15 protein-coding genes and 1 riboswitch are annotated in these 14,394 nt (G+C 72.1%); of the genes, 10 read left to right on the top strand and 5 right to left on the bottom strand.

The window, feature by feature from the left end:
* Nucleotides 1-3: 3 nt before the first annotated feature.
* The 5 genes from AC07CM_RS18140 to AC07CM_RS18160 form a co-directional block, all read right to left on the bottom strand.
* Entirely contained in the window at nt 4-1,005 is a 1,002-nt protein-coding gene (locus AC07CM_RS18140; RefSeq protein ID WP_478877385.1) for a proline racemase family protein, read from the bottom strand.
* Between the two features lie 25 nt (nt 1,006-1,030).
* Nucleotides 1,031-1,927, bottom strand: a complete 897-nt coding sequence (locus AC07CM_RS18145) for a dihydrodipicolinate synthase family protein (protein ID WP_478877386.1) — start codon at nt 1,925-1,927, stop codon at nt 1,031-1,033.
* An 81-nt stretch (nt 1,928-2,008) separates the two neighbouring features.
* Nucleotides 2,009-3,409: an FAD/NAD(P)-dependent oxidoreductase gene (locus AC07CM_RS18150; RefSeq protein WP_478877387.1), complete on the bottom strand. Its 1,401-nt coding sequence runs from the start codon at nt 3,407-3,409 to the stop codon at nt 2,009-2,011.
* A complete protein-coding gene (locus AC07CM_RS18155) occupies nt 3,402-3,704 on the bottom strand; it encodes a (2Fe-2S)-binding protein (RefSeq protein ID WP_478877388.1) in 303 nt (100 codons plus the stop codon). Before AC07CM_RS18155 ends, AC07CM_RS18150 begins: the two co-directional genes overlap by 8 nt.
* The gene (locus tag AC07CM_RS18160) at nt 3,701-4,861 is read right to left on the bottom strand and encodes an NAD(P)/FAD-dependent oxidoreductase (RefSeq protein WP_478877389.1); all 1,161 of its coding nucleotides are present in this window, start codon (nt 4,859-4,861) and stop codon (nt 3,701-3,703) included. Before AC07CM_RS18160 ends, AC07CM_RS18155 begins: the two co-directional genes overlap by 4 nt.
* A gap of 152 nt (nt 4,862-5,013) precedes the next feature.
* Between AC07CM_RS18160 and AC07CM_RS18165 the strand changes: the two genes are divergently transcribed.
* The 10 genes from AC07CM_RS18165 to AC07CM_RS18210 all read left to right on the top strand — a co-directional run bounded on the left by AC07CM_RS18165 (nt 5,014) and on the right by AC07CM_RS18210 (nt 14,388).
* Nucleotides 5,014-5,136, top strand: a complete 123-nt coding sequence (locus AC07CM_RS18165) for a putative leader peptide (protein ID WP_478877390.1) — start codon at nt 5,014-5,016, stop codon at nt 5,134-5,136.
* An 80-nt stretch (nt 5,137-5,216) separates the two neighbouring features.
* On the top strand, nt 5,217-6,104 hold the full coding sequence (locus AC07CM_RS18170) for a glutathione S-transferase C-terminal domain-containing protein (protein ID WP_478877391.1): 888 nt from the start codon (nt 5,217-5,219) through the stop codon (nt 6,102-6,104).
* A gap of 77 nt (nt 6,105-6,181) precedes the next feature.
* Nucleotides 6,182-6,292, top strand: a riboswitch (SAM riboswitch).
* Between the two features lie 355 nt (nt 6,293-6,647).
* Nucleotides 6,648-7,625 carry an amino acid ABC transporter permease gene (locus AC07CM_RS18175; RefSeq protein ID WP_478877392.1) on the top strand — a complete coding sequence of 326 codons (978 nt, stop codon included), beginning with the start codon at nt 6,648-6,650 and terminating at the stop codon, nt 7,623-7,625.
* Entirely contained in the window at nt 7,622-8,410 is a 789-nt protein-coding gene (locus AC07CM_RS18180) for an amino acid ABC transporter ATP-binding protein (protein ID WP_478877393.1), read from the top strand. The genes AC07CM_RS18175 and AC07CM_RS18180 overlap by 4 nt, the downstream gene beginning before the upstream one ends.
* Before the next feature lie 103 nt (nt 8,411-8,513).
* Nucleotides 8,514-9,533: a transporter substrate-binding domain-containing protein gene (locus AC07CM_RS18185; protein WP_478877394.1), complete on the top strand. Its 1,020-nt coding sequence runs from the start codon at nt 8,514-8,516 to the stop codon at nt 9,531-9,533.
* A 58-nt stretch (nt 9,534-9,591) separates the two neighbouring features.
* Nucleotides 9,592-10,413: a GNAT family N-acetyltransferase gene (locus AC07CM_RS18190; RefSeq protein ID WP_478877395.1), complete on the top strand. Its 822-nt coding sequence runs from the start codon at nt 9,592-9,594 to the stop codon at nt 10,411-10,413.
* 68 nt (nt 10,414-10,481) lie between these two features.
* Entirely contained in the window at nt 10,482-10,592 is a 111-nt protein-coding gene (locus AC07CM_RS18195) for a putative leader peptide (protein WP_478877396.1), read from the top strand.
* 115 nt (nt 10,593-10,707) lie between these two features.
* A complete protein-coding gene (locus AC07CM_RS18200; RefSeq protein WP_478877397.1) occupies nt 10,708-11,916 on the top strand; it encodes an LLM class flavin-dependent oxidoreductase in 1,209 nt (402 codons plus the stop codon).
* Between the two features lie 19 nt (nt 11,917-11,935).
* The gene (locus AC07CM_RS18205) at nt 11,936-13,312 is read left to right on the top strand and encodes an NtaA/DmoA family FMN-dependent monooxygenase (protein ID WP_478877398.1); all 1,377 of its coding nucleotides are present in this window, start codon (nt 11,936-11,938) and stop codon (nt 13,310-13,312) included.
* Entirely contained in the window at nt 13,309-14,388 is a 1,080-nt protein-coding gene (locus AC07CM_RS18210) for an LLM class flavin-dependent oxidoreductase (protein WP_478877399.1), read from the top strand. Before AC07CM_RS18205 ends, AC07CM_RS18210 begins: the two co-directional genes overlap by 4 nt.
* The last annotated feature ends 6 nt before the right edge of the window (nt 14,389-14,394 follow it).

The following is a 14,394-nucleotide window of genomic DNA, read 5'->3' on the forward strand; positions in this document are numbered from 1 at the left end:
ACTCTAGAGGACGAAGCCCTCCGGGAACGGGTCGGTCGGATCGAGTAGGTACTGGGCCGTACCGGTGATCCAGGCGCGCCCGGTGAAGCTCGGCAGCACGGCGGGGACACCGGCGACCTCCGTGGTGCCCAGCAGCCGCCCGGTGAACCGGGTGCCGATGAAGGACTCGTTCACGAACTCGGTGTGCAAAGGGAGTTCCCCGCGCGCGTGAAGTTGCGCCATGCGCGCGCTCGTTCCCGTTCCGCAGGGCGAGCGGTCGAACCAGCCGGGGTGGATGGCCATGGCGTGCCGGGAGTGGCGGGCGGTGGCGCCGGGCGCGTACAGATGGACGTGGTGGCAGCCGCGAATGGACGGGTCCTCCGGGTGGACCGGCTCGTCCCCGGCGTTGATCGCCTCCATCAGCGCCAGCCCGGCGGCGAGGATGTCGTCCTTGCGGGCACGGTCGAAGGGCAGGCCGAACTCCTCCAGCGGCAGGATGGCGTAGAAGTTGCCGCCGTAGGCGAGGTCGTACGTCACCGTCCGCCCGTCGGCGAGCACCGCCTTGCGGTCCAGTCCGACGCTGAAGGACGGCACATTGCGCAGGGTGACGTTCCTCGCGGCACCGTCCTCGACCGCGACCTCGGCGACGACCGGCCCGGCCGGTGTGTCCAGACGGATGGTCGTGACCGGTTCCACGACCTCCACCATGCCGGTCTCGACCAGCACGGTCGCCACGCCGATCGTGCCGTGCCCGCACATGGGCAGATAGCCGGAGACCTCGATGTAGATCACACCCCAGTCGCAGTCGGGGCGGCTCGGCGGCTGCAGGACCGCACCGCTCATCGCGGAGTGCCCCCGCGGCTCGTTCATCAGCAACTGCTTGATGTGGTCCCGGTGTTCACGGAAGTACAGCCGCCGCTCGTTCATCGTCGCGCCGGGCACGGTGCCGATCCCGCCGGTGATCACCCGGGTCGGCATGCCCTCGGTGTGCGAGTCGACGGCGTGCAGGACGAGCTTGCTGCGCATCTCAGGGTTCCCTTCCCGTCCTCCGTCACGCGAGCCCGGCGGCCATGGCCTTCTCGGTGGCCGCTCGGACCGCTGCCTCCTGCTCGGGCGGCAGCGGGACGCGCGGCGGACGCACCGGGCCGCCGTACCGGCCGACGACGTCCATGGACAGCTTGATGGCCTGCACGAACTCCACCCGCGAGTCCCAGCGCAACAACGGGTGCAACTGCCGGTACAGCGGGAGCGCGGTGGTGAGGTCGCCGGCCACGGCGGCACGGTACAGCTCGGCCGACGCCCGGGGGAGTGCGTTCGGGTAGCCGGCCACCCAGCCCTTGGCGCCCGCCACGGCCAGCTCCAGCAGCACGTCGTCCGCGCCGATCAACAGGTCAAGTTCCGGCGCGAGTTCGGCGATCCGGTAGGCGCGGCGGACGTCACCGGAGAACTCCTTCACGGCGTGGATGTGGCCCTCGTCGTGCAGGCGCGCGAGGAGTTCGGGGACGAGGTCGACCTTGGTGTCGATCGGGTTGTTGTACGCCACCACCGGCACGCCCGTCCCGGCGACCTCCGCGTAGTGGGCGAGCACGGACCGCTCGTCGGCGCGGTAGGCGTTGGGCGGCAGCAGCATCACCGCCCGGCAGCCGGCCTCGGCCGCCTGTTCCGCCCAGCGCCGGGCCTCCGCGGAGCCGTACGCGGCGACGCCGGGCATCACCCGCGCACCGCCGACCGCGGCGACCGCGGTCTCCACCGCCCGGGCGCGCTCCTCGGGCGTGAGCACCTGGTACTCGCCCAGGGATCCGTTCGGTACGACGCCGTCGCAGCCGTTCTCCACCAGCCAGGCGCAGTGCTCGGCGTACCGGTCGAGGTCGACCGACAGGTCGTCCCGCAGCGGCAGCGCGGTGGCGACGAGGACACCGCGCCAGGGTCGGTTCTCGGGCTGGGTCATGAGCGGTCCCCAATCAATAGGGTGTGACATATTACTGGGTTCCTTCGATGGATGTGCAGTCCCCGGAAGGGTGTGTACGGGTCAGTCCGGCTGGTCGTCCGGCAGGCCGGCCAGCACGCCGAGCGGGACCGGGCGGGCGAACGGCCGGCGTCCGGGCGTGAGCGGGCAGCCGACGAGCCCGGCCACCGCCGGCCCGCACATCCGCCCCTGGCACCAGCCCATCCCGGCCCGGGTGAGGAGCTTCACGGTGCGCGGGTCCCCGGCCCCGAGGGCGTCGACGGACGTGCGGACCTGCCCGGCGGTGACCTCCTCGCAGCGGCACACCACCGTCTCGTCCGTGATCCGGTCGGCCCAGCCCGCCGGCGGCGCGTGGACCGTGTCGAGGGCCGTGAAGAACTCACGCAGCCGGGTGCGGACCCGGGCGGCCGCGGCCCACCGGCGCGGGTCGGGCACGGTGCCGTGCAGCCGCGCGGCGATCGAACGGCCGGCGATGTGCCCCTCGGCGAGCGCGAGGGCCGCGCCGCCGATCCCGGTGGTCTCGCCGGCCGCCCAGACGCCCGGCACATCGGTGCGCTGCTCGCCGTCGACCCGGACGTCCGTCCCGGACAGCGTGCAGCCGAGCGTCTCGGCGAGGTCGGTGTGCGGCAGCATGCCGTGCCCCACGGCGAGGGTGTCGCAAGGGATGCGGCGGGCACCGCCGGGCGTGAGCCGCCCGTCCCGGCCGAGCGCGGCGACGGTGACCGCCTCCAGCCGGTCGGTGCCGTGCGCCGCCACGACGGTGTGCCGGGTCAGGGTGCGGACACCGTGCCGCAGCAACCGGCCCGCGTACCAGGCGCCTTCGGCGAGCTTCCCGGGCTGCGCGGCGAGCGCCGGTGCCCGCCGCAGCAGGGCCTTCGGATCGGCGGACTCCACCAGCGCGGCCACGCGCGCACCCGCCGCCGCGAGCCCCGTGGCCACGGGCAGCAGCAGGGGGCCGGTGCCGGCGACCACGGCCGTTCGGCCCGGCAGCACCAGGCCGCCCTTGAGCATGGCCTGGGCGCCACCGGCGGTGACCACACCGGGCAGCGTCCAGCCCGGGAAGGGCAGCACCCGCTCGTAGCCGCCGGTGGCGAGGAGCACCGCGTCCGCGCGGACGGTGACCCCGTCCTCCTGCAGGGGGCCCTGCAGCGCGTGCACGGCGATGGCCCCGGCCGGCTCCCTCTCCACGCACCAGACGTGATGATCCGTCAGGTGGACGACCCGTCCCGCGGCGATGTGCCGGTCGAGGCCGTCCCTCAGCCGTTCCCAGGTGCGCCACTGGTGGTGCAGGACCTGTGGCCGTCGTGCGCCGAGGGCGGTGGCGGGCTGCCGGTAGAACTGCCCGCCCGCCTGCTCGGCCGCGTCGAGGAGGGTCACGCGCACGCCACGCGCGGCCGCCGCCAGTGCCGCGGCCAGTCCCGCCGGGCCCGCCCCGACGACGGCGAGGCGCGGTCGTTCAGTCATCGTCCCGGCCCGTCCCCTCCTGCGTGCGGATCACGTCGCCCGGTCGCGCCGGGACCAGGCAAGCGCGTTGGTCGGCCCGGCCGTTGACCGTGACCAGGCAGTCGAAGCACACCCCGATCCCGCAGAACACCCCGCGCGGCCGGCCGCCCCCGCGCGTACGGCGCCAGGACGTCACCCCGGCCGCCCACAGCACGGCCGCGACCGTCTGGCCCGGCAGTGCCTCCAGGGGCCTGCCGTCGAAGGTGACGGTGAAGGCGGCGCCCGGTCTGGCCCGGGTCAGTTCCAGTGGGTTCACCCCGTGGTCCCTCCGTTCGCCTCGAACCGCTCCGGGCGGAACGGCGTGAGATCCAGGTCCGCCGTCTTCCCGGTCAGCGCCTGAGCGATCAACTGGCCGGTGCCGGTGGCCAGTCCGATGCCCGCGCCCTCGTGCCCGCAGGCGTGGTACAGCCCCGGGACCCGCGGGTCGGGGCCGATCGCCGGCAGGTGGTCGGGCAGATAGGGCCTGAATCCCGCGTACGTCCGCAGGGCGCGCACCCGCTCCAGGAAGGGGAACAGCGCGATCGCCCCGGCCGCCAGCGCCCGTACCGCCCGCAGTGACAACGTGCGGTCGAAACCGACCCGTTCACGACTCGCCCCGATCAGGACCGGGCCGGCGGCCGTGCCCTCGACGACCGGCGAGGTCCGCAGCGTGGCCGAGTCGCTCGCCACGTCGGCCACGTAGTCCGCGGCGTACACCTTGTGCCGGACCATGCGCGGCAGCGGCTCGGTGACCAGGACGAAGCCGCGCCGCGGAAGGACCGGGAGGCGTACGCCCGCCAGCGCGGCCAACTCGCCGCCCCAGGTGCCGGTCGCGTTCACCACCGCCGGCGCGTGGATGTCACCCCGGCCGGTGCGGACGCCGAGCACCCCGCCGTCCGCGGTGCGCAGCACTCCGGTCACGGCCCGGCCCGTGTGCAGGCGGGCGCCGGAGGCGCGGAGCAGATGGGCGGCGGCCAGTGCGGGCATGACCTGCGCGTCCTGCGGATAGTGCACGCCGCCCGCCATGCCGGGGGCCAAGTGCGGTTCGAGAGAGCGGAGTTCGTCCGCCCCGACGGGCTCGGCCGTGACACCGGCGGCGCGCTGGCCCTCGGCGAAGTCCGTCAGCGCGCCGAGGGTGCGGGGCGTCGAGGCGACCACCACCCCGCCCTTGGGTTCGTACTCCACCGACGCCCCCAGTGCCCCGGCCAGCTCCGCCCACAGGCGGACCGACAGCAGGGCGAGGTCCAGTTCGGGGCCCGGCTCCTTGTCGGAGACCAGCAGGTTGCCCTCGCCGGCGCCCGTCGTGCCGCCGGCCACCGAACCCCGGTCCACCACCCTCACGTCGAGGCCGGTCCGAGCGGCGTACAGCGCACAGGCCGCGCCCACCATCCCGGCTCCGACGACCACGACATCGCAGGTCAGTCGCTTCGCCACGGCAGTACTATGTCACATGTCGCTGTGTCTGAGGAGACCCCCGCACCGTCCGCGTCACCCGCCCGGAGTCCCAGGCGTGGACGCCCCCTTGACGCCGTACGAGACCGGATCGACACTCCAGTGAGGGAATCCTAGTGAACAGGTAGGGAAACATGGTGCGCCTCGAGACGGTCGCCGGCCGAGAGGGCCGCACGCCGTTGCTCGCACCCCTTCTCACGTCCCGCCTGCACATCGACCTGCTGCGTGTCTGCAGCGCGATCAGCCTTCAGCGCTGAGCCGGGCCCCGCCTCGCCCCACTCCACCGACCAACGCTTCCGCCGCGCGTACGTCCGCGCGCCCGCACCAGGGGAGACTCATGTCCATCACTCCGCTCGCCGCCGTCCCGACCGCCCGCCGCACGGGCCCCCTCTTCCGGGGCCGGATCGGCCAGGACGCGCGCAGCGGCCACTACGCCGTGCCGCACCGCTACCGCCTCCATCTGTCCACCGCCTGTCCCGACGGGCTGCGCCTCGCCATCGGTCACAGCCTCCTCGGTCTCGACGCCGGTTGTCCGGTGACCCTCCTGCCCGCCGTGCCGGACTGTCCAGGCGGCGGCCACTCGGCCCTGCGCCCGCTGTACGAGGCGAGCGCCCACCACTACCGCGGACCCGCCCTGGCGCCGGTGCTCAGCGACGACTGGTCCGGACGCATCGTCAGCACCCACACGCCGGACATCCTGCGAGACCTGGACCGCTTCCCGCGCGACGGCCGACCCTCCCTGTACCCGTGCGGCACGGAGAGTCAGATCGAAGCCGTCGAACGGCTCTGCGCCGAGGGCATCCAGGAAGCCGCGCAGCGCGCCGGACGGGCCGACTCCGACCCCGCCGAGCGTGCCGCCGCCCTGGACGCGCTGCTGGACACACTGGGCCGGCTGGAGCGGTACCTGGAGGGTGAGGAGTACGTCGTCGACGGCCGGCTCACCGCAGCCGACATCGAACTGTGGGTGGCTCTGGTGCAGTTGGACACCGTGCACCGCTACCACCTCGACGCGTCCGCCGTGCACCGCGTCGCCGACCACCCGGCGCTGTGGGCCCACGCCCGCCGTCTGGCCGCCCACCCGGCCTTCGGCGCCCACCTCGACCTCGACGGCATCGCCCGCCGCCACCACGGCCGCTGCCGGGGCCTCGAGGCGGCCGGAGCCGCGGTCCAGATCCTGGACTGGACGGCCCACGCGGCGGAGACGCCCGGCACTTGTCGCAGGTGAGAGCCCACCGGGCAGGTCCACCCACCGGACAACCGTTGACATTCGAACGGTCAACTGCCTTACTTACGGCTCAGAACGGTCATGAGCGTCAGCGCCAAGCCCTGGCTCGCTGACCGGCAACCCTCGCATCGCGGTGGGGTGCCCCAGGTGACGACCGGACCGGACGACGTTTTCGGTAAGCGCGAGGGCCCCGCGGGGCCGGAACAGTGACAGGTGACGCCATGTACGCAGCTCTCAGGACGGCGACGAGCCGTGTCCAGAGCCGCGTCGCGCCGTACGCCGGGCTCCTCGTCGCCGACCGTGCCGTCGATCTGCTCCGCGTCAACAGCGCACTGTGTACCGCATCGGGCCGTGCCCGCTGTCGGGGCTGACCTCTCCCTTCCAGCCCCCGCGTTCCTGACGCACACCGCCGGCGCGGTGTGCCGCCGTCCGCCCAGCCCCCGGTTCCCGTGCGTTCCCGTGTGCCACCCCGTGCCGTAGTGCCGCGGTGGCCCGCATCCGCTCGCCGCGATCCCGGGGTGTCCGACTCCGCCGGAGCCCGCCATGAGTGAACCCCCAGGCGCCGCCGTGTCCCTCGCCGAGGCGCCCCCCGTCGAAACACCGTCAAAAAGCTTTGCAGCGCAACGCGTTCAACCGCTGCGCCGGCCCGGCCGGTGGATCGTCACCGCCGTCGTCCTCGTGCTCGTCGCGCAGATTGCGCACGGACTGGCCACCAACCCCTTCTACCAGTGGGACCGCTTCCGCTACTGGTTCCTGCGCCCCACCATCCTCGACGGGCTCGCCGTCACCCTCGAAGTCGCCGCGTTCAGCGCGGTGCTCGGCCTCCTCGGCGGCATCCTGCTGGCCCTCGGCCGCCTCTCCGGCAGCCCGGTGCTGCGGGCGGTGAGCTGGACGTACACCTGGCTGTTCCGCTCCGTCCCGCTGATCGTCGTCCTGATCTTCCTCTACAACTTCAGCGCCCTGTACAAGACGCTGAGCCTCGGCATTCCCTTCGGACCGGCCTTCGTCACCTTCGACGAGTCCCGGCTCGCCACCGACATGACGGTCGCCGTCATCGGACTGAGCCTCAACGAGGCGGCCTACGCCTCCGAAGTCGTGCGCGGCGGAATCCTCTCCGTCGACCAGGGCCAGCACGAGGCGGCGGCCGCGCTCGGCCTGCCGAAGGGCTACCAGTTCACCCGCATCGTCTTCCCGCAGGCCCTGCGGTCCATCACACCGAACTACGTCAACCAGCTCATCGGCCTGATCAAGAGCACGTCCCTGGTGTTCTACGTCTCCCTGCTCGACCTGTTCGGCTCGGTGCAGAGCATGGGCAGCACCTACCCCGGCGACATCGTGCCGCTGCTGCTCGTCGCCACCGTCTGGTACCTGATCCTGACCAGCGTGGTGTCAGTCGTCCAGTTCTACGTGGAACGGTACTTCGCCCGCGGTGCCACCCGCAGTCTGCCGCCGACACCGCTGCAGCGGGCACGGGCGGGCCTCGCCGAGTTCCGGGCCCGGCTGCGGGAGGCCGCCGTATGACCACCACCGACACCCTTCGCTCGACGCCTGCCGCCCTTGAGGTGCACGACGTCCACAAGTGGTACGGCACCCATCGTGTCCTGGACGGCATCGACCTGACCGTCCGCCCCGGCGAGGTCACCGTCGTCATCGGGCCCTCCGGCTCCGGCAAGTCCACACTGCTGCGGGTCATCAACCACCTGGAGAAGCCCGAGGTCGGCCATGTCAGCGTCGGCGGCGAGCTGATCGGCGTGAAGCGGAACGGGGACCGGCTGAAGGAGCTGAGCGAGCGGGCCATCCTCGCCCAGCGCAGCCGGATCGGCTTCGTCTTCCAGAACTTCAACCTCTTCCCGCACCTGACCGTCCTCGACAACGTCGCCGCCGCCCCCGTCGCCACGGGCAGGCTGGCCAGGCCCGAGGCCCAGGAGCTGGCCCGCGAACTGCTCACCCGGGTCGGCCTCGGCGACCGTACCGGCGCCTACCCGAGGCAGCTGTCCGGCGGCCAGCAGCAGCGCGTTGCCATCGCCCGCGCCCTCGCACTGCGGCCCGGCATCATCCTCTTCGACGAGCCGACCTCCGCGCTCGACCCCGAACTGGTCGGCGAGGTCCTCTCCGTCATCAAGGACCTGGCGACCAGCGGCACCACCCTCGTCATCGTCACCCACGAGATCGGCTTCGCCCGTGAGGTCGCCGACCGGATCGTCTTCATCGACGGCGGAAAGATCGTCGAACAGGGCCCGCCGGCCCAGGTGCTGGACAAGCCACGGCACGAGCGGACCCGGGACTTCCTGAGCAAGGTCCTCTGAGCCGGACCGAGCCGGACCGAGCCGGTCGGAGTGACCGCGACCGGGCCGCCACGACTTCCCTCCCCACGCCACCCTCATCACCTTCTGAACGACAAGGACAGCCATGCCCAGCCACCTTTCCCGACGCAGCCTGATACGCGGCATCACCGCGGCGACCGCGGTCGCCACCCTCGCCACCGGGCTCGCCGCCTGCGGTGGTGACAGCGACGCCGCGACCAAGACCGACGCCGCCGGCACGGTGACCGTGGGGCAGGTGTCCAACGGCGCGGCCACCGAGACCGGACTCAAGGTCTCCGAGGTGAAGTCGATCAGCGCCGAACTGCCCACGTCCGTCCGCAGGAGCGGCAAGCTGCGGATCGCCATCGGCGCCCTGCCGGACGGTTTCCCGCCGCTGGCCTTCGTCGGCTCCGACCAGAAGACCCTCACCGGCGCCGAGCCCGACTTCGGCCGCCTGGTCGCCGCGGTCCTGGGCCTGCGGCCGGAGGTGAAGAATTTCACCTGGGAGAACATGTTCGTCGGCATCGACAGCGGCAAGGTCGACGTCGGCTTCTCCAACATCACGGACACCGAGGAGCGCAAGAAGAAGTACGACTTCGCCTCCTACCGCAAGGACAACCTCGGCTTCGAGGTGCTGAAGAAGAGCACCTGGAACTTCGACGGCGACTACAGGAGCCTCGCGGGCAGGACGGTCGCCGTGGACAACGGCACCAACCAGGAGAAGATCCTGCTGGAGTGGCAGGCGAAGCTGAAGAAGGAGGGCAAGAACCTCACCGTCAAGAACTTCGCCAGTAAGAACGCCACCTACCTGGCCCTGACCGGCGGCAAGATCGACGCGTACTTCGGTGCCAACCCCGGCCTCGCCTACCACGAGAAGCAGTCCGCCAAGTCGCCCGACCCGACCCGCAGCGCGGGCACCTTCTCCGGCGCCGGCGCCACTCTGCAGGGCCTGATCGCGGCGACCACCAAGAAGGACAACGGACTCGCCAAGCCGCTCGCCGACGCCGTCAACCACCTCATCAAGAAGGGGCAGTACGCCAAGTGGCTGGCCGCCTACAACCTCGCCAACGAGGCCGTCGACAAAGCCGAGGTCAACCCGCCCGGGCTGCCGCTGGACAACTCCTGACCAGTCGTCGGCTCCGTGTGAATCCATGCAAGCCGACTCGGGAGAGGACTCCGCCGCCGTGGCCCACCAGACCGACACCCGCGGAGGCGGAGCCCCCTCGCTGCCCGATGCCCCCGTCCTCGACAACGCCGTCTGGGCCGCCCTGGACGGCCCCCACGCCCACCTCGCCGAGCGAAGCGAGATGGGGGTCCCCCCGGCCGAAGGCCGGGGGAGCCACGGCCGCGCCGCCCGCTACCAGCCCGGCATCTACGCCCACGCCGCGCTCGAGAACCCGGACGATCCGGCCGCCTGGGCCGACCTGCACGCCCTCGTCGGACCGGGAACCACCGTACGGATCAAGCCCGTTGACCGTGCGCCCGACGGCTGGCAGGTCGTCAGCGGGGGAGAGGGCGTTCAGCTCGTCGACACGGCCCTGCGCGCCGAGCCCGCCCCGGAGGCGGTACGGCTGGGTACCGCCGACGTGCCCGAGATCCTCGACCTGGTCGCCCGCACCCGGCCCGGCCCGTTCCTCAGGCGGACCGTCGAGATGGGTACCTACCTCGGAATCCGGCACGAGGGCCGGCTGATCGCCCTCGCGGGAGAGCGGCTGCGGCTGCCCGGCTGGACCGAGATCAGCGCCGTCTGCACCGACCCCGATCACCGCGGCAGGGGGCTGGCCACCCGGCTGGTGCGCGCGGTCGCGGCGGGCATCGGGGAACGCGGGGACACCCCGTTCCTGCACGCCGCCGCCGACAACGCGCCGGCGATCCGGCTGTACGAGTCGATCGGTTTCACCCTGCGCCGCCGCACGCACATCCTGCGGGTCCGCAGCCCGGAAACATCCCGCAGCCCGGAAACATCCCGCGGCCCGGGAACAACCCGCGTCACCCGGGCGTTGTGAGTCATGACGAGATCCGCCAGGCGGACGCCGACCAGACCCGCCGCGCCCGACGGACGGAGGTGACGGCCGTGACACGTGTACTCCCGCCGTGCGTCCCGCACCCGTACCGCTCCGTCCGCCTGCACTCCCGGCCGCACATAGACCTCCAGCGCGTCGCCGGCGCGCTCTGTCGTCACTGACGTTCTCCCGGCCTCACGCTTCGGGCCCGGGCCCTCATCCCGCCGCGCTCGCCCGCCGCCGACGCCCTCTTCCGCGAGCCGGTGTTCTCTCACGGACATCAAGGAAGGCACCCACGTGTCCTCAACTCCTCCTTCTCCCCTGCACCTTGCCGTCGCCCTGGACGGCACCGGCTGGCACCCGGCCTCCTGGCGCGAGCCGGTGGCCCGGCCCCATGACCTGCTCACCGCCGGCTACTGGGCCGATCTGGTCGCCGAGGCCGAGCGCGGCCTGCTCGACTTCGTCACCATCGAGGACGGTCTCGGCCCGCAGTCCTCCCGCTTCCTCGAGCCGGACGACCGTACCGACCAGGTACGCGGCCGCCTCGACGCCGTGCTCATCGCCTCCCGCGTCGCTCCGCTGACCCGGCACATAGGCGTGGTGCCGACGGTCGTGGCCACGCACACCGAGCCGTTCCACAGCTCCAAGGCCATCGCCACCCTCGACTACGTGAGCACCGGCCGCGCCGGACTGCGTGTGCAGATCACCGCCAGGCCGAACGAAGCCGCGCACTTCGGCCGCCGTACCGTCCCGCTGATCGACGCCTACGACAGCGCGGCTGCCCAGGAGTTGGTCACCGACCTGTTCGACGAGGCCGCCGACTACGTGGAGGTCGTACGCCGGCTCTGGGACAGCTGGGAGGACGACGCCGAGATCCGGGACGCCGCCACCGGACGCTTCGTCGACCGCGACAAGCTGCACTACATCGACTTCGCGGGCCGCCACTTCAGTGTCAAGGGCCCCTCGATCACGCCCCGTCCGCCCCAGGGGCAGCCGGTCGTCACCGCCCTGGCCCACGACACCATTCCCTACCGGCTGCTCGCCCGCCAGGCCGACATCGGCTACGTCACCCCGCACGACGCCGACCAGGCCCGCGCGATCGTCACCGAGGTACGCGCCGAACAGGCCGTGGCCGGCCGCGCCGACCAGACCCTGCACGTCTTCGGCGACCTGGTCGTGTTCCTCGACGACGACCGGGCCGCGGCCGAGGCCCGCCGTGAGCGCCTGGACGCCCTCGCGGGGGAGCCGTACACCAGCGACGCCCGGATCTTCGCCGGTACGCCCGCGCAACTCGGCGACCTGCTGGAGGAGTTGCGGGCGGGCGGCCTGACCGGCTTCCGGCTGCGGCCCGCCGTGCTCGGCCACGACCTGCCGCGGATCACCCAGGGCCTCGTGCCCGAACTGCGGCGCCGGGGCCTGTTCCGGCACGCCTACGAGGCCGACACCCTGCGTGGCCTCCTCGGGCTCGCCCGCCCCGCCAACCGCCATGCCGCAGCCACCGCCTGAGCCGGAGGGACGCACCACCATGAGCAAGCCGCTGAAGCAGATCCACCTGGCCGCCCACTTCCCCGGCGTCAACAACACCACCGTGTGGAGCGACCCGGCCGCCGGGAGCCACATCGAGTTCAGCTCCTTCGCGCACTTCGCCCGCACCGCCGAACGCGCCAAATTCGACTTCCTGTTCCTCGCCGAGGGACTGAGGCTGCGCGAACAGGGCGGAAAGATCTACGACCTGGACGTCGTCGGCCGCCCCGACACCTTCACCGTGCTGGCCGCGCTCGCCGCCGTCACCGACCGGCTGGGACTGACCGGCACCATCAACTCCACCTTCAACGAGCCCTATGAGGTGGCCCGCCAGTTCGCCAGCCTCGACCACCTCTCCGGCGGCCGCTCCGCCTGGAACGTGGTCACCTCCTGGGACGCCTTCACCGGCGAGAACTTCCGCCGCGGCGGCTTCCTGCCGCAGCCAGACCGCTACTCCCGCGCCAAGGAGTTCCTCGCCACCGCGAACGAGCTCTTCGACTCTTGGCGGGGCGACGAGATACTCGCCGACCAGACCGCCGGCACCTTCCTCAGCGACGCCAAGGCCGGCGCCTTCGTGCACCAGGGGCAGCACTTCGACATCCACGGCCGCTTCAACGTCCCGCGCTCCCCGCAGGGCCGCCCGGTGATCTTCCAGGCCGGCGACTCCGACGAGGGCCGCGAGTTCGCCGCCTCGAGTGCGGACGCGATCTTCAGCAGGTACGCCACCCTCACGGAGGGCCAGGCCTTCTACACCGACGTCAAGGGGCGCCTCGCCAAGTACGGCCGCAGGCTCGACCAGCTGCTCATCCTGCCCGCCGCGACCTTCGTCCTCGGCGACACCGACCAGGAGGCCGCCGAACGGGCGCGCGAGGTGCGCCGGCAGCAGGTCAGTGGTGCGACGGCCCTCAAGCACCTGGAGTTCGTCTGGAACCGCGACCTGTCGGGGTACGACCCGGAGGGTCCGCTGCCCGACGTCGACCCGCTGGTCGCCGAGGAGCACATCTCCCGGGGCCGCGCCCAGGTCAGGATGTACCGCGACCCGATCGCCACCGCCCGCGAGTGGCGGCAGCTCGCCGAGGCGAACAAGTGGTCCATCCGCGACCTGGTGATCAACACCGGCAACCGGCAGACCTTTGTCGGCTCCCCGGCCACCGTCGCACAGACCATCAACGACTATGTGCAGGCGGACGCGTCCGACGGCTTCATCCTGGTCCCGCACATCACCCCCGGCGGGCTGGACGTCTTCGCCGACAGGGTCGTCCCACTGCTCCAGGAACAGGGCGTGTTCCGCACCGAGTACGAGGGCACCACCCTGCGCGACCATCTGGGCCTCGCCCACCCCGACGCCGGTGCCACTGCCGAGCGGGCCGCGTCGTGAAGTTCCTCGCCATCACCCTCATCGTGCACCGCCCGGACCCGGTCACGGGCATACGGAAGCCGACCCACGACCGCTTCCGCGAGGTGCTCGACAACGCGGTGCTCGCCGAGGAACTGGGCTTCGACGGATTCGGCGTGGGGGAGCGGCACGAGCGGCCGTTCATCTCCTCCTCGCCGACGGTGGTGCTCAGCCACATCGCCGCGCTCACCAGACGCATCCGGCTCTTCACCGCCGTCACCACGCTGAGCCTGCTGGACCCGGTCCGCGCCTACGAGGACTACGCGACCCTGGACCACCTGTCCGGCGGGCGGCTGGACCTGATCATCGGCAAGGGCAACGGCACCGCACAGCGCGAGCTGTTCCACGTCACGCCCGAGGACCAGTGGGACCGCAACGCCGAGAGCTACGAGGTGTTCCGGCAGATCTGGCGGCAGGACAAGGTCACCGCCGAGACCCGCTTCCGCCCGCCCCTGAAGGACGCCGAGGTCTGGCCGCGGCCGTACCAGCGGCCCGCCCGGGTCTGGCACGGCAGCGCGACCAGCAAGGAGAGCGTGGACCTCGCCGCCCGCTACGGCGACCCGCTGTTCTCCGCGAACGTCACCAACCCGATCGAGCCGTACGCCGAGCTGATCCGTCACTACCGGGAGCGCTGGGAGCACTACGGCCACGACCCGGCGGACATCGCGGTCGGCGCGGGCTCGGCCGGACTGTACGTGGCCCGTACCTCGCAGGAGGCGCTGGACGTCTACCGCCCGGTGTTCGAGAGCAATCTGGCGTTCCAGAGGAGGACGGGCCTGCCCGTGGTCTTCGAGACGCTGGAGGACTTCGTGGAGCGCAGCTCGGCGCTGATCGGCAGCCCCCAGCAGGTCATCGACAAGGTCCACCGCTATCACGAGCAGTTCGGGCACACGGTGCTGCATCTGCACGCTGACGCGAGCGGACTGACCGACACCCAGCACCGCGACTCCCTGGAGCGGTTCCAGGGCGAGGTCGCGCCCGTGCTGCGCAAGGACATCCCGGACCCGCCGTTCGACTGGGCCCCGGTGCTGCCCGAAACCCTGCCCGCCGACCACTGAGGAGCC

The sequence above is a fragment of the Streptomyces sp. NPDC044061 genome, from assembly GCF_056434305.1.

Coding starts and splice junctions, on each gene's coding strand:
- AC07CM_RS18140 (WP_478877385.1), bottom strand. CDS start 1,005: ATGCGCAGCAAGCTCGTCCTGCACGCCGTCGACTCGCACACCGAGGGC.
- AC07CM_RS18145 (WP_478877386.1), bottom strand. CDS start 1,927: ATGACCCAGCCCGAGAACCGACCCTGGCGCGGTGTCCTCGTCGCCACC.
- AC07CM_RS18150 (WP_478877387.1), bottom strand. CDS start 3,409: ATGACTGAACGACCGCGCCTCGCCGTCGTCGGGGCGGGCCCGGCGGGA.
- AC07CM_RS18165 (WP_478877390.1), top strand. CDS start 5,014: ATGGTGCGCCTCGAGACGGTCGCCGGCCGAGAGGGCCGCACGCCGTTG.
- AC07CM_RS18170 (WP_478877391.1), top strand. CDS start 5,217: ATGTCCATCACTCCGCTCGCCGCCGTCCCGACCGCCCGCCGCACGGGC.
- AC07CM_RS18175 (WP_478877392.1), top strand. CDS start 6,648: ATGAGTGAACCCCCAGGCGCCGCCGTGTCCCTCGCCGAGGCGCCCCCC.
- AC07CM_RS18180 (WP_478877393.1), top strand. CDS start 7,622: ATGACCACCACCGACACCCTTCGCTCGACGCCTGCCGCCCTTGAGGTG.
- AC07CM_RS18185 (WP_478877394.1), top strand. CDS start 8,514: ATGCCCAGCCACCTTTCCCGACGCAGCCTGATACGCGGCATCACCGCG.
- AC07CM_RS18205 (WP_478877398.1), top strand. CDS start 11,936: ATGAGCAAGCCGCTGAAGCAGATCCACCTGGCCGCCCACTTCCCCGGC.